Source organism: Bacillus sp. AFS041924 (genome assembly GCF_002577195.1).
Taxonomy (GTDB): Bacteria; Bacillota; Bacilli; order Bacillales; family Bacillaceae_G; genus Gottfriedia.
In genome coordinates, this window is sequence record NZ_NULG01000025.1 from 1 (window position 1) to 22,993 (window position 22,993).

General features: G+C 33.8%; 25 protein-coding genes and 2 other annotated features. Of the genes, 4 read left to right on the forward strand and 21 right to left on the reverse strand.

The genetic code is table 11. The features are described 5' to 3' along the window. Positions 1–29: 29 nt before the first annotated feature. On the reverse strand, positions 30–608 hold the full coding sequence (locus COC46_RS08785) for a VanZ family protein (protein ID WP_176545102.1): 579 nt from the start codon (positions 606–608) through the stop codon (positions 30–32). A 226-nt stretch (positions 609–834) separates the two neighbouring features. Here COC46_RS08785 and COC46_RS08790 point away from each other — a divergent pair, with 226 nt between their 5' ends. Continuing rightward, positions 835–1,491, forward strand: a complete 657-nt coding sequence (locus COC46_RS08790) for a glycosyltransferase (protein ID WP_098809342.1) — start codon at positions 835–837, stop codon at positions 1,489–1,491. A 70-nt stretch (positions 1,492–1,561) separates the two neighbouring features. Here COC46_RS08790 and COC46_RS08795 read toward each other — a convergent pair whose 3' ends face one another. From COC46_RS08795 to COC46_RS08805, 3 genes are all read right to left on the reverse strand, one after another. After that, positions 1,562–2,350 (reverse strand): EcsC family protein, encoded by a 789-nt coding sequence (locus tag COC46_RS08795; RefSeq protein ID WP_098809343.1) that lies wholly within the window; start codon positions 2,348–2,350, stop codon positions 1,562–1,564. A gap of 534 nt (positions 2,351–2,884) precedes the next feature. Beyond that, positions 2,885–3,769, reverse strand: a complete 885-nt coding sequence (sigJ, locus tag COC46_RS08800) for an RNA polymerase sigma factor SigJ (RefSeq protein WP_098809344.1) — start codon at positions 3,767–3,769, stop codon at positions 2,885–2,887. 20 nt (positions 3,770–3,789) lie between these two features. Then, complete coding sequence (locus tag COC46_RS08805; protein WP_098809345.1) at positions 3,790–5,094, reverse strand: NAD(P)-binding protein; 1,305 nt, start codon at positions 5,092–5,094, stop codon at positions 3,790–3,792. A 242-nt stretch (positions 5,095–5,336) separates the two neighbouring features. On the opposite strand from COC46_RS08805, the gene COC46_RS08810 reads away from it, so the two are divergent. After that, on the forward strand, positions 5,337–5,741 hold the full coding sequence (locus COC46_RS08810; RefSeq protein WP_098809346.1) for a permease prefix domain 1-containing protein: 405 nt from the start codon (positions 5,337–5,339) through the stop codon (positions 5,739–5,741). Positions 5,742–5,964: 223 nt separating this feature from the next. On the opposite strand, the gene COC46_RS08815 is transcribed toward COC46_RS08810, so the two are convergent. The 4 genes from COC46_RS08815 to COC46_RS08830 form a co-directional block, all read right to left on the reverse strand. Next, on the reverse strand, positions 5,965–6,606 hold the full coding sequence (locus tag COC46_RS08815) for an NAD(P)-dependent oxidoreductase (protein WP_098809347.1): 642 nt from the start codon (positions 6,604–6,606) through the stop codon (positions 5,965–5,967). A gap of 137 nt (positions 6,607–6,743) precedes the next feature. After that, positions 6,744–7,172, reverse strand: coding sequence for an Rrf2 family transcriptional regulator (locus COC46_RS08820; RefSeq protein WP_098809348.1), 429 nt, complete (start codon positions 7,170–7,172; stop codon positions 6,744–6,746). Positions 7,173–7,302: 130 nt separating this feature from the next. Beyond that, on the reverse strand, positions 7,303–7,917 hold the full coding sequence (locus COC46_RS08825; RefSeq protein ID WP_098809349.1) for a LysE family translocator: 615 nt from the start codon (positions 7,915–7,917) through the stop codon (positions 7,303–7,305). Between the two features lie 9 nt (positions 7,918–7,926). Continuing rightward, positions 7,927–8,397, reverse strand: coding sequence for an Lrp/AsnC family transcriptional regulator (locus COC46_RS08830; protein WP_098809350.1), 471 nt, complete (start codon positions 8,395–8,397; stop codon positions 7,927–7,929). A gap of 175 nt (positions 8,398–8,572) precedes the next feature. Between COC46_RS08830 and COC46_RS08835 the strand changes: the two genes are divergently transcribed. After that, on the forward strand, positions 8,573–8,992 hold the full coding sequence (locus COC46_RS08835; RefSeq protein WP_098809351.1) for a YmaF family protein: 420 nt from the start codon (positions 8,573–8,575) through the stop codon (positions 8,990–8,992). 107 nt (positions 8,993–9,099) lie between these two features. Here COC46_RS08835 and COC46_RS08840 read toward each other — a convergent pair whose 3' ends face one another. The 10 genes from COC46_RS08840 to COC46_RS08885 all read right to left on the reverse strand — a co-directional run bounded on the left by COC46_RS08840 (position 9,100) and on the right by COC46_RS08885 (position 17,449). Then, a complete protein-coding gene (locus COC46_RS08840; RefSeq protein WP_098809352.1) occupies positions 9,100–9,501 on the reverse strand; it encodes a VOC family protein in 402 nt (133 codons plus the stop codon). An 18-nt stretch (positions 9,502–9,519) separates the two neighbouring features. Then, a complete protein-coding gene (locus tag COC46_RS08845; protein ID WP_098809353.1) occupies positions 9,520–10,068 on the reverse strand; it encodes an NADPH-dependent FMN reductase in 549 nt (182 codons plus the stop codon). Positions 10,069–10,202: 134 nt separating this feature from the next. Next, positions 10,203–11,156 (reverse strand): 2-dehydropantoate 2-reductase, encoded by a 954-nt coding sequence (gene panE / locus COC46_RS08850; RefSeq protein ID WP_098809354.1) that lies wholly within the window; start codon positions 11,154–11,156, stop codon positions 10,203–10,205. Positions 11,157–11,225: 69 nt separating this feature from the next. Further along, positions 11,226–11,873: a response regulator gene (locus COC46_RS08855; RefSeq protein ID WP_098809355.1), complete on the reverse strand. Its 648-nt coding sequence runs from the start codon at positions 11,871–11,873 to the stop codon at positions 11,226–11,228. Between the two features lie 13 nt (positions 11,874–11,886). Further along, on the reverse strand, positions 11,887–13,005 hold the full coding sequence (locus tag COC46_RS08860) for a GAF domain-containing sensor histidine kinase (protein ID WP_098809356.1): 1,119 nt from the start codon (positions 13,003–13,005) through the stop codon (positions 11,887–11,889). Between the two features lie 2 nt (positions 13,006–13,007). Then, entirely contained in the window at positions 13,008–13,451 is a 444-nt protein-coding gene (locus COC46_RS08865) for an SRPBCC family protein (RefSeq protein ID WP_098809522.1), read from the reverse strand. 25 nt (positions 13,452–13,476) lie between these two features. Further along, on the reverse strand, positions 13,477–14,019 hold the full coding sequence (locus COC46_RS08870; RefSeq protein ID WP_098809357.1) for a GNAT family N-acetyltransferase: 543 nt from the start codon (positions 14,017–14,019) through the stop codon (positions 13,477–13,479). 42 nt (positions 14,020–14,061) lie between these two features. After that, positions 14,062–15,051 (reverse strand): GNAT family N-acetyltransferase, encoded by a 990-nt coding sequence (locus COC46_RS08875; protein WP_098809358.1) that lies wholly within the window; start codon positions 15,049–15,051, stop codon positions 14,062–14,064. Positions 15,052–15,224: 173 nt separating this feature from the next. Next, the gene (locus COC46_RS08880) at positions 15,225–15,593 is read right to left on the reverse strand and encodes a VOC family protein (RefSeq protein WP_098809359.1); all 369 of its coding nucleotides are present in this window, start codon (positions 15,591–15,593) and stop codon (positions 15,225–15,227) included. A 119-nt stretch (positions 15,594–15,712) separates the two neighbouring features. Next, positions 15,713–17,449, reverse strand: coding sequence for an aromatic amino acid hydroxylase (locus COC46_RS08885; RefSeq protein ID WP_098809360.1), 1,737 nt, complete (start codon positions 17,447–17,449; stop codon positions 15,713–15,715). Between the two features lie 468 nt (positions 17,450–17,917). Then, positions 17,918–18,148 (reverse strand) — a binding site (T-box leader). A gap of 51 nt (positions 18,149–18,199) precedes the next feature. Further along, positions 18,200–18,428: a binding site (T-box leader), on the reverse strand. Between the two features lie 331 nt (positions 18,429–18,759). Here COC46_RS08885 and COC46_RS08890 point away from each other — a divergent pair. Further along, positions 18,760–19,326: a biotin transporter BioY gene (locus COC46_RS08890; RefSeq protein ID WP_098809361.1), complete on the forward strand. Its 567-nt coding sequence runs from the start codon at positions 18,760–18,762 to the stop codon at positions 19,324–19,326. A gap of 41 nt (positions 19,327–19,367) precedes the next feature. On the opposite strand, the gene COC46_RS08895 is transcribed toward COC46_RS08890, so the two are convergent. The 3 genes from COC46_RS08895 to COC46_RS08905 all read right to left on the reverse strand — a co-directional run bounded on the left by COC46_RS08895 (position 19,368) and on the right by COC46_RS08905 (position 22,989). Further along, on the reverse strand, positions 19,368–19,877 hold the full coding sequence (locus COC46_RS08895; protein WP_098809362.1) for a GDYXXLXY domain-containing protein: 510 nt from the start codon (positions 19,875–19,877) through the stop codon (positions 19,368–19,370). Beyond that, complete coding sequence (locus COC46_RS08900; RefSeq protein ID WP_098809363.1) at positions 19,867–21,129, reverse strand: DUF2157 domain-containing protein; 1,263 nt, start codon at positions 21,127–21,129, stop codon at positions 19,867–19,869. The genes COC46_RS08895 and COC46_RS08900 overlap by 11 nt, the downstream gene beginning before the upstream one ends. 330 nt (positions 21,130–21,459) lie before the next feature. After that, a complete protein-coding gene (locus COC46_RS08905) occupies positions 21,460–22,989 on the reverse strand; it encodes an acyl-CoA carboxylase subunit beta (RefSeq protein ID WP_098809364.1) in 1,530 nt (509 codons plus the stop codon). Positions 22,990–22,993 lie beyond the last annotated feature (4 nt).

Consider the following 22,993-nt stretch of genomic DNA (forward strand, 5'->3'; position numbering starts at 1 on the left):
TTTCAACAGCATGAAGACAAGTAGCATTATTATGCAACTTGTCTTTTTTTCTCTTTAACTAAGTTTGAATTTATATAAGTATTCGTACTAAAACAATAGATTAAGACTCCCAATACCGTTCCAAGTGTATTTAATAATAAATCATCAATATCGCAGGACCTATAATTGTAACCAATGTATAATCCAGCAATCCCTTGTGTTAATTCAATTACTAAACTCACTGAAAAACCAATTAGGATCATTTTGTGTTTCATAATCTTCGGGAAAAGAATCGGCAATGCTAATCCAAAAGGAATAAATAATACAATATTTCCTCCAAGTTGTTTTAGAGCAATCGTAAATGAGCCATTTCTTATGAACTCTACTATTCCCTTAAAGGGAACAAAATTATTCAAATAACCCAAGTTGTCCTCAATCATGATTTGTATTAAATATTTTTGATAAGGAAATGGGAACAAAGTAATATCAACGAGGCATGTAATGTAGATTCCAAAAATAAACCAATATAAATATTTTTGTAAAGTAATATAACTCCTTAGGAACCTATAACCAAAGAATAATACGAAAAATGTCATAATAAAAATACTAGGATATAAGTAATTTAACATTGTGGCCCCCCTTTCACTTTCCATTATTACTCTTAAAAACAATGCTCTTTACCATTTTTATCCATTTTTATTTTATATTAAAATCATTATTTTTTATATAAAAAAATGTAATCGTTTTTGATGTTTTCACAATAAGATCAGTGAAAAAATTTTATGAATATTAAAAAGTAAATAAAACCAAAATAATATTTGTACATTTTGAAATAATCTCAAAGGGGACAACTAAATGAAGAAACGTTTACTAAAATTGACTACTCTTTTCTTATGCTTTGCCCTAATTTTATCTCCAATTAAATCAGGTGCAGAGGAAATTGATACTCGGGTTCACGGACAATGTGTAAGCAAATCCGCATGTAAATTCCAAGGTGACATGAGAAAGCTTTGGATGGATCATACAATTTGGACTAGTAAATATATTGTAAGTGCCGTTGCTGGATTACCAGATAAGGACAAGGTACTTGCTCGACTTTTAAGAAATCAGCAGGATACTGGCAATGCAGTTAAACCTTATTATGGTGCTGCCGCTGGGGATCAGCTCGCGAAATTATTAACCGACCATATCGTAATTGCAGGTAAAATAATTGACGCTGCCAAAGCTAATGATATGGCAACCTTAAAAACATTAAACGATGAATGGTTTAAAAATGCAGACGATATTGTTGCATTCCTAAGCAAAGCAAATCCAAATTGGACTAACCAAGCTTTAAAGGATTTATTGCATGTACATTTAAAAATGGTCACAAATGAAGTTGTTACTAGATTAAAAATGGATTGGGACGGAAATGTAAAAGCATTTGACGAAGGTCTTGACCATATTATCGTTCTAGCAGATGCACTTTCTTCAGGTATTATGAAGCAATTCCCAAATAAATTTAAAAATTAAACAAACGTTTGATTTATGAATTTATTAAAAAAGATGAATTTAGCTTTAAACTAAATTCATCTTTTTTTGCTTATTCTAACTCATGTAATCTTTCCATGATCCGTCTCTTTTTATAGAGCATTCTTCCAACTTCGCCTACATCTTCAATTGCTTGTTTATTTACATATGCACCAAATATTAAACCAGCGATTGGAACCATTTGGAACAGTTTCTTCCATCCCATATTGTCTCGATAGGTGTAGAAAACTTCCCTCCACCCCTCAATTTGGGAAAATGCTTTTTTTCCTTCAATATTTGTTAGCTCCTCTAAGATTGCCTTTTTCCCAACTATATCAGCCGATGTAAACTGTAAGCATTTAATAATAAACACTCTCTCCATTTTATCATTCGGATCATAACCATAAGAAATTGCTATCTCTTGAAGTGTCTTTAATGTAAGACCTAATAAAATTGGGATATCGATCGCAATTGTAAACATCCCACCGATCCCTGTCGTAGCTCCTTGGACCTTTGCAAATTGTTTACGACTAACAACAAAGCTATTCGAAACTTGATCCATTTGTTCAAGACTAAGTTGATTTACCAGTTCAATTTCATTTAATTCTTGAATAGAAAGCTCTTTACTCATCCTAGAAAGGGTTGCTGGAACACTAACTAAATACTGACCACCAGCATTAACATATTTAGATAGTTCATCTAAAATAACTCCAATTTTATCGTGAATAAACTTCGGTGTAATTTTATCCAAAAGCATAAATGGAATTCTACCGATTTTCTCCCAAAAAAATACGCTTTTTTGATCTTTTTCCCATTTTTCAATTTCATTAAGCTGCGTAATCAAGTACTCTTTCGTTTCCATATACACTCCTAAAATTTTTACTATGAACTTAGTGACTACTAAAACTATACTGCTTTTTGTTGCTAATTACTAACCCAAGAACCAATTATTGGTTAGTTAATTTCATATTTCTGATCTTTTCCTTACTCATACCCCCTCATGAGTAAATTAATCTCAGATTTCCGCTCTTTTCCTTACTCATAAACCTCTCATGAGTTACTAAATCCTCAAATTTCCGTTCTTTTCCTTACTCATGAACCCCTCATGAGTTACTAATTCTCTTATTTCAGCTCTTTTCCTTACTCATGAACCCCTCATGAGTTACCAAATCCACTATTTTCGCTCTTTTCCTTACTCATGAACCCTCATGAGTTACTAAATCTCTTATTTCAGCTCTTTTCCTTACTCATGGACCCCTCATGAGTTACTAAATCCTCAAATCTCCGCTCTTTTCCTTACCCATGAACCCCTTATTTTTTCCTCCTCTCCCCAAAAAAACAAGGGTTCCCATAAAATAGGTTCACCCTCTGCTAACATTCAAAATCTATTCCATTTTCAATCTAAAAATCTAATTTTATCTGGATTTCTAACCATATAAATACTTCGATAACGGTCTCCCTCTAATTCAAAACAAATTATTGTCGGCTCCTCGCCTTCGCTTTTAACGATTAATCCAATTTGATTATTGATCAAAGCACATTGCATTTCGGATGGCACTTTTAGTTTGTTTCTAATTCCAATAAGGAATGCAATAACATTTTTCTGTAGATTGATCGGACGCAGGGCTGCCTTCGTTTTACCACCGGCGTCAGTAATTAGTACGATATCTTCTGTTAAAAGTGAAATTAGCATATCTAAATTACCTGTCTCAGCAGCTTCAATAAATCGTTTAGCAATAACTAGTTCATGATTAAGATCTCGTTTTTCTTCAACATCCTTTTTTTGAATTTTGCGCTGAAGTCTACTGAAAATTTTACGGCAATTTAATTCGGTTTTATTTAAAATTTGTGCTATTGTACGGAAGTCAAATTCAAAGGCTTCGCGTAAAACAAATACAGCTCTTTCAGTAGGATTTAACTGTTCAAGTAAAACTAAAAATGCATAAGTTATCGTTTCATCTAAAATCATCTTCTCCATTGGATCATCATGTAAATCTTCAGATAGATTTTGGATGATGGGTTCGGGGAGCCATGGGCCTATATAGACTTCCCGTTTATTTTTTGATGATTTTAATAAATCTAAGCAACGATTTGTCATAATTTTACACAGAAATGCTTTTATATTATTCGGCTCTTCTTTTTCGGAGGATTGATTCATTTTTTGAACTGCTAGAAAAGTATCCTGCACCAAATCCTCTGAATCCTCGATTGAGCCTAGCATACTATATCCTATTGAAAAAAGAAGTGGTTTATATTGAGAATATAGATAATCTACTTCCATTAAAACTCTTCTCCCTTATTTTAAATTAATTGAAGTGTTAGCTTCTCATTAATTAGTTTAGTAGCAATTTTAGCGCTAGTTAGTGAAGCATTCAATAACAGTTCTTTTTCCCCTACCCAATCTCCTGCAACATAAATGCCCTCTACGCCTATTTCATTATTAGTTAAATTGTTTTCTACCTTTTTATATGGCTTTTTTATGTCGTTAGAAACAACAAGCTTTGGAAGATAGCGACGTGAAATTACATAGTCTCTCCAACCCGGTTGAAGTAAATCAAGTAAGCTTTCTAGCTCTTCCTCGTCTTTTGATGGATCTGATTCTTCCGCTGAGTTTAAATATTTCATTAGATGGACTACATTTTCCCCCTCTTTATTTGATAATTTAGCGACTGCAGAATGATTTGAAAAATACCATGGTTTTTGAATACCTAAAGCAAAGTTGAGTTTCGGATTTGGTACACCCTTCATCACAAGGTCCAAACATGCTGCCTTTACTGGAATCATTTGATCGCATTTTTTAAAAAACGAATCTGAGATTGGCACATCTATTAGCTGAATTAAATCAATTGGATTAATTGTTGATAATAAGCAGCTGGTGGTGATTCTGGATCCATTTTTTACGTCGAGATTTATAGTTGGATATGAACCAGTGATTCTAGATAATACCGTACTATTTTGAATCATAACACCAAGCTGTTTGGCCCTTTTAACTAAGTCATTAACAATAGTCTGCCAACCTTCGTTTATATACATTACTTTTGCATTGCGTAGCTGACCAATCGCCACTCCGGCACTGATCATTTCAGAATTACTTGTAAAGGTTGCTAGACGAATAAAGGCCAATACTAAATTCTTCACACGATCACTTGTTATTTTTTTATATAGATAGTTTTCTAAAGTTATTGAATTAATTTCATCTACATCCATTTTACGGATATGTCGGTAAAAACGAATAAATTCCATTTTCTCTTTCCATTTTAAATGATTACCTAAAAATAAATTAAATGCGTCGATTACTTTCATTTGATTAGAATGTTCTCCGAGAATAAATGAACCGCCCAGTTTTGGAAGATTACCTGAAACATTGACACCTACTTCATTTAAAATCTCAATACAGTTCGTATATAATGCGTGTGCACCTAGATTTAACTTGGCATCTCCAATTGTATTAGAACTACCTCTCCCACCTATTTTAGATCCTTTTTCCAATAGTAGTACTTTTTTTCCTGTTTGACCTAAATAGATTGATGCAGTTAACCCTGCAATGCCACCGCCTAATACAACAACATCCCATTTTTGACTTGTATCTATTTTATCTAAATTCATATTTTATCGCTTCCTTTCCTCTCTTCTCTAATTAAGACGAATGAAAAACAAAAAACGTGACATATAGTAGAGCAAGACTAAGAAAAATAATTGAGAAGATGAAAAAGCGAATCAACTTCACTTTCATTGCGGACGAGCTTGGTGTAAATCTCACGAATAGTAGGTAAAGCATATTTAAGTGAATTAGTAAAAGAATGGCAGGAAATAAAAGAAATATTTAATTTATTCATGGAGGAAATACGATGAAGAAAATTAGAAATCATATTGAAGATCTATTCAGGGATGTCCCTAAGACAGAACAAGCAGAAATAGTTAAGCAGGAGATCATTCAAAACTTAGAAGAAAAAGTAATGTATTTAATGGACAATGGCAAGGAAGAAGAAGATGCGATAAACAAAGCAATCGTAGAATTTGGAGACATCGAGGAATTAAAAAAAGAACTTGGCGTAAAAAAACTAGATAGCAAAAAAGCAAATCTTGCAAAGTTAAATTTAACTTATTCAATTTGGGGTAGTGGACTTTTAATCGCTTTCACCCTATTTATTAACTTTTACTATACTCCACAGACAATTTGGTTTGTATATCCAATGTTCGGATTAATTTGGTGGCCACTTTCAATGTATTTCTACTGGCAACGTAAAAAGTGAGGTGAATAAACGATGTAAAATTATATCGGTTTTGCAACTGCAGGCTACATTGTGACGATGATTTTTTTTATGATCGTAAACTTTATTACATCTCATGGCACGATTTGGTTCATTTATCCATGTTTTTTTATTCTTCGCACCTTCCATTTCANNACAATTAATATTAACAGAGCAATTTTATAAAAAAAGCGATTCTCTTTAAGTAAGAATCGCTTTTACTATTTTATTCTGCTTCAGAAACTAAAGTAAATCGCTCATTTATATGTTGAGCATTTTCAATTTCATCTAGTAATGCAATAGCATAGTCAGCATAACTTACGTAGCTATTGCCTTTTTTGTTTACAATAAAATTATCTTTTCCTTTTTGATAAGCTCCAGTTCGTTTACCATTTGGATCAAAAAATGCCGCTGGACTAATAAACGTCCATTTGATACTAGTTGATTTTTGTAAGTCATGAAGACCTTTTGTCATATTCGATGCAGTAGCAAAATATTCTTTTGGGAATTCAGGCGTGTCAACTAATTGCGTTGTTTTTTCTTCATCAATATAAAGACTTCCCGCTCCACCAACTACGATTAATCTAGTATTTTCAGCATCTTTTAAAGTATTTATTAAGACATTGCCAGCTTCAATATACAGATGCTCCTGGCCATCAGCTGCTTTAAATGCATTTACGACAGCATCAAATTGCTTTAAGTCATTTGAATTTAAATCAAATAAATCCTTTTCCAATACTGATACTTCTTTATTTAATAATTTTTCAGCATTTCTAACAATTGCTGTTACCTCATGCCCTCTTTCAACTGCTTCTGTTAAAATAAGACTTCCTGCTTTTCCAGTTGCTCCAATAATTCCAATTTTCATCTTTTCTTCCTCCTAAAATTTTTAAGTTTGTTGCACTTAGTCGTAACCAAATTAGTTACAACCAGGTTAAAAAAATATAAATAACATACAGATGTAACAATGATGGTTACATCTTTAATAAAAAAAATTGAATGATATTATCCAATTTTTTTACTTAATACTGTAACCAATTCTTCCATAGTAACTTCATCTAGTATTTTTTCCATTGCTTCTTGTGCTCGATTTAAGATCAGTTCTAGCACTGCTTGAATATTTGCACCGACTGGACAATTAGGATTCGGTTTCTCGTGGAATTGAAAAAGTTCTCCTTCTTCTACTACTTCGACAGCTCTGTAAACATCTAATAGAGTAATTTCATTTAAAGACTTTTGAAGTGTAGCTCCACCTGTACCTCGGCGGACTTGAATTAATCCAGCATTCTTAAGCTTTCCCATTACTCTTCTAATTACGACCGGATTTGTATTTACACTTTCTGCAATCCATTCTGAAGTACAAAGTGCACTATTCTCGATTGTAACCAAAGATAAAATATGAACAGCAACGGTAAAACGACTACTGATTTTCATAAAATTCAACCTCCGATGTAACCATTATAGTTACAACAATAATTATTTGTCAACAATATTTATTTTAAAACTTTAACAACAGTTTACTCTAAAAATTTTTTATCTAGGAACACTTATAGCGAAAACTCCCTCACGTTAATCCATATAAAGCTACGCCACCAAAAATAATAATAATAATACCTGATAAACGGTTAATTACCGTTAAAGATTTATCATTAATTCGATGTCTAAACAGCCCCACACTACTGCTTAAAATCACCCACCATAAGGTTGAACCACAAAAAACTCCAAATACTAAAATGACAGAAGATACAATATTACTATTTGAATTTGAAATACCTAATCCTGCAAAAATGGCAATGAATGATAAAATTGTCATTGGGTTTGTTAGCGTTAAAAATAAAACCGATAAAAACGCATTAATAATGTTTTTCTTCTGCGTATCCGATTGAGTATAGCTCGATTTAGATATAAGTGTTTTTACACCTAAATAACATAGGAAAAAGCCACCGATTAACTGAATCCAAAAATGCTGACCAATTAAAAAATTCATAATGACAGTTAATCCAAATCCTGCAATTAGACCATAAATACCATCTGCTGTTGCAGCCCCAAGTCCAGAAACTAAACCAACCATTCTTCCGTGTGCTAAAGTTCTACGAATACACAGCACTCCAATTGGACCAACAGGTGCAGCTATTGATAATCCAATTAATAAACCTTTAAAATAAAGCTCCAGATTCATATTGCCCTCCTACTCCATAGAAAATTTATGTTTTTGCAATGGTAGTCGAAAAGTTTCTTTCGTCGTATCCATAACAATTGTTGTTTTTGTTCTCGTTACACCTTTTAATCCTTTTATTTCATAACTAATTACTCGATCCAGATCCTTTGTATTTCTACTTCTTATTTTTAGTAAATAATCATCTTCACCAGCAATATGGTGACATTCCTGTACTTCCTCTAATTGATTAACAAGCTCTAAAAATGGTGCTCTGTTTTCAGGTCTCTCAAGTGAAACAGCTACAAACGCTGTTAATTCGCTCCCAACTTTTTCAGAATCAATTAAAACACCAAACCCTTTAATGACCCCTTGTTCATTTAACCGATTTACACGTTCAGCAGTAGCCGGTGCTGACAACCCAACCTCACTAGCTAAATCCGCCCATTTTATTCTAGAATTATCCATTAAACGATTGATAATTTTCAAATCGTAAGTATCCAATGTAAAATACCTTCTTTTCATAAGTTTTATTTTATTTTACTTTTTTAACGAAGAAGAATCAATGTACCTCAGTAAAAACACCTTCTTATTTTCCACTGGAAAGAATCATATTTATTTACTAGTACTAATAAGATGGAGAATGAAGACAATCTTGATCGAGGGAGAGAGCCGTTGAATGAAAAGAGACCCGTTTGAATATCGGAAAAGAATAAGAGAAAGAGAGTCTAAAGAAGAAGCTGAAAAAGTGTCAAACGAAGAGGCAGAAGTAAAACAGACAGAAGAAAAGCCTCAAACACATGTACATGAATTTGTAGCTAGCACTAAATTAGCAGAAGAAAATGACGATCGACATAACCATCGCTTCGCCGGAGTTACAAGTGAAGTCATTCCAAAAGGTAGACATAGTCATGTACACCGAATTGTAGTAAATACAGATTTTCTAGATCATCATCACGAGGTAATTATTGAAACTGGCCCCCCTATTCCTGTAGGCAATGGAAAGCATGTTCATTTCGTAAAAGGAATGACAACAATTAATGACGATCATGAACATGATCTTGAATTCGCGACTTTAATAGATCGACCATTAGTTTAGTAAGAATGTAAATTTCAATTTATGTATATTTCATGTATATAATAAATTAAGGGCCTTCCATTTAGAAGGTCCTTTCATTGTGTTTCTTATTTACAACAATCGTAATTCTAAGAATTCCTCAGCCCTTCAGTATTCATTAACTCTATTCTCCAGCCATCAGGATCTTCAAATGTAATGCTTTTTCCAAGCCAATATGGGTTTTCAGGCTCAACCTCGAAATACCCCAAAGTATTTAATCGTATTTTAACTATATCAATTTCAGCTTTATTAGGTATATAAAATACTAAAAGATTATCTTTTGTTGGAGCAGGACAAGGGCTTCCATCAATATGTTGTGTAAATTCTAAATGGTATTCAACGTCGGGCAAGCCGTACATAACTCCATCGTACCCATCGTGATTTTGAAAACTACCTACACATTTTAATCCAAGCCCTTCTCCATAGAACTTTCTTATTTCAGCTAGTTGATTTGTAGGTCTTGCAATTCTAAACTGAACCCAGTTTTTCACTGTAATCACCTTTTTCCTTTAATAGTTTGATGCTGTCCATTCTTCGTTTAGCTGTTTTGATATTTCTGTGTAGAGTTTCAATTCTTGTATTAAGCCATCTACTAAATAAGATGTGTTTTCTACTAACCCAGTACCTTCTGAAATAAAGTCTGAAGGATCGATTACAACTTGCTTTGATAAAACATTTGCATACAATGCTCTTAAAACAATTCTCATATTGTTAAGCGCATTAATTCCACCCTTTCCTCCACCAGACACAGCTAATAGTGCAACTGGCTTATCTTTAAAATGCTTGCTCCCTAAAAAGTCAAAGGCATTTTTTAATGCTCCACTCATTCCACCATGATATTCCGGTGTTGCAACGATAATAGCATCAGCATTTTCCAAATGTGACCTAAGTTTTTGGATGTTCACTATTTCATTTTGCTCTTCTTGTCCGTTATAAATCGGTAATATTAGTTCACTTAAATCAACTGTTTTTACATTGTATTTTTTCGAGATGATTGAAGTTAATTTACCGGTACGACCTTCTGTTCTTGGACTTCCATTAATCATAATAATTTTCATGTTTTCCACTCCTTTGATTTGTACTTTTAGTATAGTCAATTAAATAAGTGCAAACTTCAGTCGTTTGATAGAACTTTTCTACACGTTTAGGAGTATATAAAAATAAAAAAAATCTACAACTAAAGTTGTAGATTTCAGACTGAGAGACGCTCACTTTTTTCATTACGATGATCTTGCTGCATTTTTTGATAAACTTTTATATTTTGATAAACTAATTTAAGTAATTTAGCAGTTATAGCTTTTTTCTCTGCAAGTTCTAGTAAATAACCTTGCAAATGATCCCCTTCTACTAATGACCCCTTTTCCATATCCCTCTGTAAAGAAGACTTCATTTTATACCCAAGTGCATCGATTGATTTCATATGCTCATCAACGATATTCTCCGAAATTGGTGCACCATAGGCTCTCATAATATTAGCGCATTCTTCAAATAATTCGCGGATAATAGCACTGCCCCCATCACTTTCTCTAATTGGACCTATTGGGACACGTATAAGAGACGTAACGCCAGACATCACCGTAATAAATAAATATTTATGCCACATATCACGTTCAATCTGGTTACTATGGACAAAGTCAGCTTTTGACCCATTAAAGGCATTAGCAATTCTTTTAATACGTTCGGTTTCCTTACTATGAAATTCACCAAATACAAGTCTTGCTGCTTTACTCGTTTGAACAACTTCCCCGTTTTCATTCAATGTAGTTTCAATAAAACATAACCCACCTATTACCTGTTCTTCACCAAACGCCTGCTTTAACGGGTTTAGATGGGCAATCCCATTTAAAAGAGGTATGATAACAGTTTGATCACCTACAAATGGTTTTACATCATTAATAGCATTATTTAAGTGGTATGACTTAGTCGAGAAAAGAACGATGTCAAAAACCTCAGCAGAACTCTCAGCAGTAATTAAATTTGGTTGAAATGAATAATCACCATGAACACTATGAATGACCAAGCCATTTTCCTCTAGCTGTTTTTTTCGATTAGCTCGTACTAGAAAAGTAACATCCTCACCTTTTTCTACTAGACGTCCTCCAAAATAGCCGCCAACTCCTCCAGCTCCTAATACAAGAATTCGCATCAATCTCTTCCTTTCTAAATTAAATTTAAATACAAAAGCATGTTAAAGTCTGATAAAAGAACTGTCCGTCTACTTGGAAATTCCGTTTCGGATTGCATAAAGCGCTAATTGGGTACGATCTTGAAGCTGAGTTTTAGCCAATATATTCGAAACATGGGTTTTTACTGTTTTTTCAGTAATGAAAAGCGACGCAGCTATTTCTTTATTACTCTTTCCTCTTGTAATTTCCTTCAAGACATCCAATTCCCGTTTCGTCAATTTATCTTGAAATGACTGTTCTTGTTTCATTTCGCTCTTACCAGTAAGTGCAGAAACTAGTTGAGTTGTTACTTTTGAGTGGAATTGCTTTTCTCCATCATGTATTTTTCGTATAGCAGTAACAAGTTCATCTGGATCGCTATCTTTTAAATAATAACCCGACGCCCCCGCTTCAATAGCAGGTAAAATATGATCTTGATCATAAAAGCTTGTTAAAATCATTACTTTAACAGGTAATCCCTCACTTTTAATTCTCGCAGTTGCTTCAATACCATCCAGAACAGGCATCGCTAAATCCATGATGACAATATCAGGGTTTAATTCCTTCATTAAACTTAATGCTTCTTCACCGTTCGATGCTTCTCCAATGACCTCGATATCATCTTGTGTATTTAAGAAGAAAATAAGCCCTCTCCTAACTACATGATGATCATCAGCAATTAATATTTTTATAGACATAAAATTCTCCTTCTCAAAAAGGAATACTCGTCGTAACTTTTGTTCCTTTATTTAAATCACTTTCAACTAAAAAAGACCCTTTGATCGATTCGACTCTTTCCCTCATACTCTTCAAACCTAATGATGGAATTTGTACATCTTTTGGGCATATAAATCCTACCCCTTGGTCCTGAATCGTCATTTTTACTTTCTTTGTACTGATTGATAACTGTAAATCCACCATATTCTGCCCTGAATGTTTTCTACAATTATTAAACGCTTCCTGACCTACGCGCCATAAAGTTTCTTCTATTTTAGCTGGTAATACTGTTGTACCTTTTACATGACTATTTACTTTTAAACCTAGCATTTCACCATAATTAATTAATGCACTGACTATGCCTTTTTCGATGCCCTGTGGTCTAAGCTGCCAAATTAAAGCTTTCATTTCTGCCTGTGCTTCTTGGGCAATTTGTTGAATGTGGTTAAACGTATCTTTTAACTTCGGACGATCAGTCAAATTTGCTCCGGCTTTAGCAGTTATATTGATCGAAAACAATAATTGACTGACCGAGTCATGTAGATCTTTTGCCAGACGATTTCTTTCTTGAACTAACTCAAATTCTTTTACCTTTTCAGTTAGTTGAATTCTTTTAATTGCTGTTCCAATTTGTAAGGCAACTGCACCTAGTAAATTTAATTCTTCTTGGTTAAATTTCAATTTATTAGAGGCTGCTACATTTAATAGACCAAATGATTCTTCACCAGCTTGAAGTGGTACGGTTGCATGATGCGTGACGCCATTTGTTTCTCCCCAATTATGAATAATCGATTCTTCTAATCTCTTACATTCCATTATGTTGGAAGCCTTATTGAGCCTGCCAGTATTATATTTACTTACACACCAACAATCTCCATTACACATTGGCTTAACTTCTTCATTCATAAGAGCCGGTGGTAACTCATGCGAAGCGACCAATTCAAAATCTCCATTTTTATCAATTAAAAAGATCCATCCAGTATCAAGACCCGTTACTTGTACTAATTTAGCTAATGCACAATTGAGGGTACTATTTAAATCAGTACCCTCATTCAATATTTCAGCTATTTCCTTTAATACTCGTAGCTCTAAAAGAAATGATTCCTTTTTCATGCTTACGCTAGTTCCTTCATTCGTCGATCAAGTTGTTCAAGGACCATCGGCCAAGCTTGCTCGTGTTGATCTCTTGATAATTCGTCTGGAAATCCTGCGTGTGTTAATGTAATGATAGCTGCTCCAGTATCATTTTTAGAAAATTCAACAGTGACAACAGTCTCCGTTTTCGAACCTGAAGTAAACCAAGTAATCTCAACAAGTTGATTGTGCTCAAGCTTTAAAAAGCGTCCGTAATGAGGATGACGTTTATCTTCAAAATGTGTCTCAAAGAAAAATACAGAGTTAACCTCTGCCTTCATAATGACTGAACCTGGTGCAGCAAACCAATCTCCAAATCGATTAGTCCACGCATCATACAATACCTCTAATGAAGTTTCCATCACGCGCTCTACTGTTAAACTAATAGGTCTGCTCGATAAATCTGGGTAACTTATAATATCCATCTTAATACCTCCAATTTTATTAAAATCATTCATTTTCATTAATAATTGCAAGTACTTGGTGATCTTCCCATTTCCCATTAATTCGTACGTTTTTCTTGGCAATCCCTTCTTTGTGGAAGCCTGACTTTTCCAAAACTCTAATTGATCCAATGTTATGCGGCATAACTCCCGCTTCGATGCGATGTAATTTCAAATCATTAAAGGCATATTCTACGACTAGCTTTACAGCTTCCGTCGTAAAGCCTTTTCCATTTTGGTGCTCATCTAAAGAATAGCCAATAAAGCAACCTTGTAAATCGCCTCTTAAAATCTCAGAAAGCATCGTAAAACCTATAAAAGCATTCGTTTCTTTTAAAAAGATCCCAAATCCATAATACATATCATTGACACTTTTTTCTTTATTTGACTTAATACGATTCTGTTGTGCCTCTAAAGTATAAAAACTTTCATCCTTTATATATGTAAATGGTTTAAAAAACTCTCTATTTCTAACCTCATACTCCAATACTTCCGCAGCATCAGAAACTTCTAGCTGTCTTAAATAGATATTATCTCCAACTAATCTCATATTTTTACTGCACTCCCTGCTTTTCCTATTTTTTCTGCAATATTAAATCCCTGTTGCCCATAATATTCTTGGGTCGATTTTGCGTGTTAATCGATATGCTATTGGTTTGAACCCATTTTTTGACCAAAATCTTGAAGATTCTAAATTGGTTATTCTCCAATCCGTTTCACAAAATTTATAGCCTTCTTCTTTTGCAAATTTGAGTCCATGATGTAATAAGGCAGTACTAACGCCCTTACCACGAGATGTTTTAATTGTTGCTCCTACTACTAAACTAATGCAAGATTCAGGCGTTAGTAAATTCTCATCTGATGTTAGTGCTCGATCAAATACTTGAAAACCGACAATCTCATCTTGAACGATTGCTAACCACAAAGTAGCCGTTTCATCATCGATTAATTCTGCATACCCCTCTTGATAGTCTTCTCTTTCTTCAATAAAACCAGGTGCAAATACAGGTGATTTTGCTTGATGCTCCATGATGACAGTTGCTAGTTGACGAATTTTCTTATCATCCTCTTTATTTGCTATTCGAATTTGAACATCTTCATTAACTTTATCTACTGAAATAGACAGATCACGTATACCATGAACCTGCTCGTAGGCAAATCCTAAATGTAGCCAAGCGTCTAAAGCAAATTTATTTCCACTTGGTACCATCACATAATGATTAAACGAACCATGCTCTACCATTTTCTTAGCAAACTCAGCATATAATTCACGATATAATTCTACACTTGCGTTTTTTGCTATCGCCGTCCCTGCATACTTAATCCAAGTATGGCGTTCTCGATTTTTATCTGTATGAATTGACCCGATCATATAACCAATTAACTTGGAATTACTCATTGCTGCGATGCCAAAGTTATTTTTATCATTAAAAAGCACCTCAATGGCCTTTTTGGCATATTCAACAGCTTCAAATTTTGAAGGCAGTTCAGGGTGGTTACTATTTCGTTCATACATATGACGGATAGCCAAAAGACTAGCCGCTTCATCTATATGTGTATTTTCAAACGCGATAAATTTCATAACAAACCTCCTAAAGCATTACATAGACTTTAACAATAACTGAAACTTTTTAAATATTGCTTTTGTCTTCATTACTAGTTTCAATAAAAAGAGCATTACTTCCTGCTTAAAGGAGGATAATGCTCTTTCGTCTAATATTCAGCAAAAACTCTAAGTACATAGGTCAATGTTTATTAATGAAATTCTAAAAACTCGACTCTATTTCCGAATGGATCATTAACAAAAAATCGAGTTCTCCCTTCAATTGGCGGTTCCTCTTTGATTTCGAAGTTAAGATGAAGTAATTGCTCTCTTAAAGCCTCAATATTAGTAACAATTAATCCAGGATGAGCTTTTTTCGGGGCTACAAAGTCTTCTTGAATACTAATATGAATTTCTTGATTACCACAAATAAACCAGCATCCACCTCTGCCTTTTAAGTTTTCCGGCTTTGGCAATTCCTTCATACCTAAAATTCCACTATAAAATTTTCTAGCTTCTTCCTCTCCACCCTTTGGGCAAACCAATTGGATATGATCAATTCCTTTTATTTCAAATGTCATCGAAAACACCTCTCTCATTCTGAATAAATTCCTATTTATATGTTTAGATTACCAGAACTAAAAAATAAAAAAAGCATTACTTCTTTATGAAGTAACACTTTTCCAGCTATTCAAATTTATCAAACTAGATTTATGCCATTTGTAATAAGATTCTTAAAAGACTCCTCTTTTCTTAATACTTCCAATTCAGCTTTAAGTGGTTCAATCATTTGTTCTAATTTAGGATTAACTGTTGCAATTTCAAGTAATTCTAAACGTAATAACCAATCATTTTGGTGTTCATTATTAAGCTTGTTATGCACAGCAATTAATTTCGAAATACAATCGTCACAGAATGTATTCTTTTCTCTAATTACTCTAACTTCTTTATATAATTTTTCTAATTCAGTTAATGGAGCAGGTGTCTCCATTACGAACTCTATGTCTTTAATTGAATCACTAAAGTAAGATGTAGGGTCAGCTGCTCCAGGGTACGCTGATTCAACTCGTGAACCAACTGCCATATCAAAAGTTCCCCACTCTTTTTTGAACAATTCTTTTCCTTCGTACGTAACAGTGCAGTCTTCAAATGAGATTAATGCAATCTTATCGTCATTTTTAATGATATTCACAATTCTACCGGAAGCGCTTACATTGCTAGAGAATTCTAAATCAACAAAGTTGCCTACGACAATACCTAAATTTTCAAGTGCAGCATCGTCACATTCTGCTAATTCAATATCACCTTTAAGTAACCCGATTGGTGTACCAAATCCTTTTGCATGGTAGTCTTTTCCGTGACCATCTAACTGTTTATTGTTTATAGAAAGTGCTGTTTCACCAGTTGTATTAACGTAAATCGCTTCACCGTTTTCATCTTTTAAGATTGCATGAACAATACCTGTTACACTTAATCCAGAATTTAATTCAAATGTAGCAACACTTTTCGATTTAAGAGCTTTATCTAAGCTTTCAGTACCACCAACACGGAATGCCATCGTGCTTGCTAATTCTTCTGCACCTTGCATTAGCTCATCAAAATCTTTGCATACAAATAGTTGTGCTTGCATTTCAGTTATATTTTTCGGATGTTCTGTAGCACCTTCAATAGAGAAAGGAAGTTTTTCTACTGCATCTGTAAAGCAATGTGTACTTTCACCTACTGATGATAATAAACCGGCACCATAAATTTTTGGATTATTTACTTCACCAATTAAACCATATTCAACTGTTCTCCAGAATACGCGTGAAATTTTTTCAGCTTCTGAGATTCCAACAATCGCTTTTTGTCTTTCTTCAACTAATTTTTGTGCAGCAGCTTTTTCTTCTGGAGTCGACTTTGGATCTTCCATTACAATCGTTAAATTTCGAACTGCTTCAAATAATTCTTGTTTTTCTTTCGTAGCAAATGCCTTTGCACCAATTGAACCTATTTTTTGAACGTATTCTCTAAATACAGGATCAAAAAGAATAGGCGCGTGTCCTGCAGCCTCATGAATAATATCTGGAGCAGGTGTATATTCTATATTCGTTATTTGTCTAATTTCAGTTGCGATTGGTAAAATACCATTTGCTAAAAGTTCAAAAAATGCAGCGCCTGGAATTAATCCATTAACGATCCCTGCACCCCAACCAATTTTTGAAAGGCACTCGTTCATTTCAGCTACATTTGGAATTTTTTCCGTTTCAATTCCTGACATTTTTAATCCATCAACAAATGCCTCATGTGCTTTATCTTTTAATGCGTGATGATTTTGTCTCATAACATAACGCCATACAGCATGATCAATTGGCGTGTATAGATCATAATTTTGTTCCGATAAGTATTGCTTCAAATGAGGTGGTATTATTTTTGTTTCAAAAGCTGCTTCTTTCATGTCATCAAATCCCCTTTTTTAAAATTAATTCATTAAAAATCTATTACTTTACTTTCTTAAAAATACCCGTTCTATCTATTCTTGCTAAAAGCTTGTTTGAGCATTTCTAAGCCAGTTTCCATCATTTATCCATTTCTACTTTTTCCAAGTTACTCCTTCTTTCTACAAAATCTTTTTTTATTCGGTATATATAGTCATAATCAACCAAACACATCACTCCTTTCAAACCCGAAATGTGGAAGGCGTTTGCTCAGCCCCGACAAGCATAGGACAAAGGCTAATAAAGGTCGGTATTTACCTTTATTGGTCTTTGGCCTATGACCTCGAGGGGCTAACGCCTGGAACTAGACACCATAAAATGCAGGGTTTTCAATGATTTCATTGTTTCCCCACACTTATAGCTTATTCCGCTACATAAATACATGTATCATAGATTTTTGAACATAAAAAAATCCCTACTGTTTGCACAGTAGGGACGAACTTTACATTCGCGGTACCACCCTAGTTATTAGCTGTTTTACTAAAACTTACTAATATCTTCATTTCATAACGGCTCTTCGCCGTCTTCCCCTCACTATTCGTTTCGAAGAAGATGCTCGTGGATTGTAATTCATGTCGTTTTATGTACTGATTTTCACCAACCATCAGCTCTCTATTACAGTGAAAACTTCACTACTAAGTTCCATTCATTGCTTATCATTATTTAATTAAATTGTTTTCTTAAAATAAAAAAGCCCCTACTGTTCACACAGTAGGGACGAAATAGTCTATTCGCGGTACCACCCTAAATTATTAGTATTAAAAGCTATACTAATATCTTCATTTCATAACGGCTCTTCACCGTCTTCCCCTCACTATTCGTTTCGAAGAAGATGCTCTAGGATCGTAATTCATGTGTTCTATGTACTGGTTTGCAGCAACCACCAGCTCTCTGTTACAGGGAAAACTCCACTACTAAAATTCCTATCATTGCTTTTCGTGATTTAATTAATACATACTTTATTCCTATTCTTCGTATATGTCAACACTTTTCTATTTTTATTTTTATAGTTTTTTTACTATCTTAATATAGTTTCAGTGATTATCTTTAGTAAAATATGACTAAAGTCTATTTATTTAGTCCACAAACTAAATGAAAAAAATGGTATTTCAATTAAAATAAAAACAACTAATTTTTTTATTCAACCTAATGCATTTTATCCCCTTTAAATTTAACCATATTGACATTCTTCTTATATAAAATATAATTAATTTATAATATGTTAACTAACAAAATAAATAAGTTAACATAAAGAAAGGGAGATTATTTAATGCAACAAGAACGATTAAAAATGCTTATTAATTCAGCTTTATTTGCAGCAATTATTGGTATTCTATCTCAAGTTTCTATTCCTTTGCCTTTTTCTCCTGTTCCAATCACGGGGCAAACATTAGCAATTGGTTTGGCAGCAACGATTTTAGGTAAAAAATACGGCACAATTTCACTACTTCTTTATTTAGCACTTGGTGCGATCGGAATTCCCGTTTTCGCAGGTGGTGCTGCGGGATTTGGTGTTTTAGTTGGTACTACTGGTGGATATTTAATCGGATTTATTCCAACTATGTTTATAATTGCTTACTATATTGAAAAAACTAAGTTCACAGTCTTAAATGCGATGATTGCAAACACAATCGGAATGTTTGTTACGCTAATTTTTGGTACTGTGTGGTTAAAAATTGCAGCTTCTCTAAGCTGGCAAGATGCAATGGCTTTCGGTTTTTATCCTTTCATTATTCTTGGATTAGTTAAAGCATATATTGCCTCAGCTTTAGGAGTTATTGTAGGTAACCGTTTAGTAAAAGCAAAATTATTAAAACGAGATGAAATATCAGCATAATATTAAAAGAAGCTCATTCATACGAATGAGCTTCTTTCCATTTAATTATTTGAAATATCAACGTCTTTCACAACTGATCGCTCTCCCTTTTGTTGGACAGTAACGATATACTCAGTGCCACCTTGATTGTATTCGTCCATCCGACTTTCAGGAATATAAAAGCGACTTAAATTATGCTTGAGAACAAACTCTTCTTCCTCCTCAAAATATGAGTATTGGATAGTTGCTGTAATGTATTTTGAGTGTTTTGGACGTTGATCTGTTACATAATCGAATAAGTAAATATCGCTACTTCCTTTTTGAAAGACAACATATACTTTTTCTCCTTCTTTTGGTTTAGACCCACCCTTCCAATCCTTCATCGTTATTGTGTCAAACTCATAAGAAAGAGCTGCATAATGACCTAATAAGGGTTCTACTGGATCCACGCTTTTTGATTCTATACTAAAAGTATCAGCCGACTGCTTAAAGTACATGATGTTTCCAAGTAAAGCTATTAATAGAACAAATTGGATGATTGATAGCAAAAGTAACTTCTTTTTATTTTGCATGTATATCACCCCTTGCTTTTTTCGACTGTAGAAATACTAAATATAAAACGACTGCAAGGACGATAAACACGATTGACTTACTTATAAATGAAATACCAACCCCTGTATAGATGCCAATAACAAGTGAAGTAAATGCAATGAAACCTATAATAATGCTTCCTTTTTCCTGACCTGAGACTCCTTTAAACAAACGGATACAAGAATAAGCAAATAAAATTAATACGCCTACGATTATATTGGCTAATTCATATTGAACACCTATTATTGGTAATAAAAATAGAAATAAGAAAATCCAGAGATAATTTTTTATTGGTTCTTTATCCTTCCACTTCTTGTAAGCAGTATAGATAGCTAACAAAAGGATTAATAGAATAATAGTATTAAAAAATGGCACTGCTATCGGTTTTAAAAAACCATATGAAAACTCCTCCTGTAGCTCAACAACTACATTATATGCTTCTCCAGAAATTGAAATAAAAAATGTGCTTATCCATACAAACATGGTAAATACAGGTAGTAGAACATAGTCGATTACACCCCGTTCATTTAAGTACCAAAGGATAAACACAACTAGAATAATTGGTGTGAAATATTGACGATCTGACATTGTTTCGAAAAACATAATGATTATATATCCTAGAAATGTATAATTAAAGCTAGCATTCCATCGATTCTTCATGATTTTCAAGAAATAAATTGAGCAAAGTAACAAAGGAATTTGAAGTAGATAAACATGTGCAGTTCCTATTCCAGCACTATAGCTCAGACTAAAAAATCCAATCCCTAAGAAAAGATAATAAAACATATTATGCTTTAACACATAATAATAAAGAAACGCTAATATCGTCCAAGTGATAAGAAATACTGGACTGTCACTAGAAAATTGATACATTTGAACAATTAAAACGAATGCACATGCGTAACCGATTACGTTAATAAAGTTTAAACAATTCCCAAATAATTCTTTGCCTTTTTGATAACTTATAAATGCAACTGCATGGAAAATAAATAGTGTTACAAAAATGATAACTAATCTTATGGTTTGGCTATACTCGTTCCAATTACTACCGACTAGTGCTAAAATCGAAAATGCCACAAGTAATGCAATTAAAAACGGCACAATATTCCCTAAAAACGATTGCCTCTCAGCTTTATTTCGATGACTTTCATACTCTAGTATTCGATTTACTGTAGACTCATCAAGTAAGTTCTGCTTATGCCATTCTTTCAGCTTTTGAGCATATTTACTCATTTTGTTTGCCCCCCTTTTATAAAAGCTTTCAAATCTTTTCTCTATTATTATAATTTCTTAATAAAACATAAATTACCTTTAAATCTAAAATATTATTAAAAACACCTTTTAATCTCAATAAATCAAACGTTTGTTTAATTCATAAACCAATTGTCCAGCTCAAAATAGTTTTGGACGATCGTATATTAACCATTTACCAACTGAGATCATAAAAAAACAGCCCTTCTGTAGGGCTGCTTCAGACTGCCCGCCAAACGCTCGCTTTCTTCNNTTTTTGAGACTTTGTCTACAAACTGAAACAGCCCTTCTGTAGGGCTGCTTCATTAAAAATTATACCGGATAAACTCCATGTTTTTTTGTAGTTGGCGTTTCATATGATTCTGAGTAATATGCAAAGCGTTTAACCAACTCTGCACGTAGTTCTTCTGGTTGGATGACTACATCTACTACTAGCTCAGATGCTAAGCGGTAAATATCGATATCCTCAGCGTACTCTTTACGTTTTTCTTGGATAAAGGTAGCTTGTTCTTCTTTTGGTAAACTTGCTATTTTTTTCGCGTATACAGCATTTACTGCTGCTTCAGGACCCATTACAGCGATTTGAGCAGTTGGGAATGCAATTACACAATCCGTTTCAAATGCAGGGCCTGCCATTGCGTAAAGTCCAGCACCGTATGCTTTACGAGCAATTACAGAAATTTTTGGAACCGATGCATTACTCATACTATAAAGCATTTTTGCACCGTGACGGATAATTCCTGCACGCTCTACTTTTGTTCCAATCATGAATCCAGGTACATCCATTAAGAATAGTAAAGGAATATGGAATGCATCACATAAATTAATAAATTTAGCTGCCTTGTCAGCTGAATCGTGGAATAATACGCCACCTTTAACTCTTGGTTGGTTAGCGACAATTCCTACGCTACGTCCATCTAATCTAGCAAAACCAGTTACTAGTTCAGGAGCAAATAGCTTTTTAATTTCGAAGAATGAATCTTCATCAACTACTCGGTCAATAAATTCATAAATTGAAAATGGTACGTTTTGGTTGCTTGGAATAATTTCTGATAAAGATTTCTCCTTTTGTACAGGATTTTTAGCCTCAACAACAGGAGCTCCTTGTTTGAAATTAGTTGGTAAGTAAGATAAATAATCTTTTAACTTAGTAATTGCTTCTTCTTCTGACTCACATAAAACATCTCCACAGCCTGAAACTGAACAGTGCATTCTAGCTCCACCCATTTCTTCGAGTGTAACTTTTTCACCAATTACCATTTCAGCCATACGAGGTGAACCTAAGTACATTGAAGAGTTACCTTCAACCATAAATACAACATCACAAAATGCAGGAATATATGCTCCACCTGCAGCAGATGGTCCAAATAATAAGCAAATTTGAGGTACTTGGCCTGATAGCTTAATTTGATTGTTGAATATTCGTCCAGCACCACGTCTACCTGGGAACATGAATACTTGATCAGTAATACGAGCTCCAGCAGAGTCTACTAAGTAAACTAGAGGTACTAGCATTTTTAAACAAGTTTCTTGGATACGGATAATTTTCTCAACTGTTTTTTCGCCCCATGAACCTGCTTTTACAGTTGAATCATTTGCCATTACACAAACAGTGCGGCCATTAATTTTACCGATCCCTGTTACAATGCCATCCGCTGGAAATTCTTCATTCATACAGTTTGCAAAGAAACCATCCTCTACAAAACTGTCTTCATCTAAAAGTTGATTTATTCTTTCTCTTGCAAAGAGCTTTCCAATTTTGGCATTGCTCTCATGATATTTTTCTTTCCCACCAGAAAGTATTTGTTCTTTTCGAGCTTGATATGTTGCTTCGTTTGACATGCAA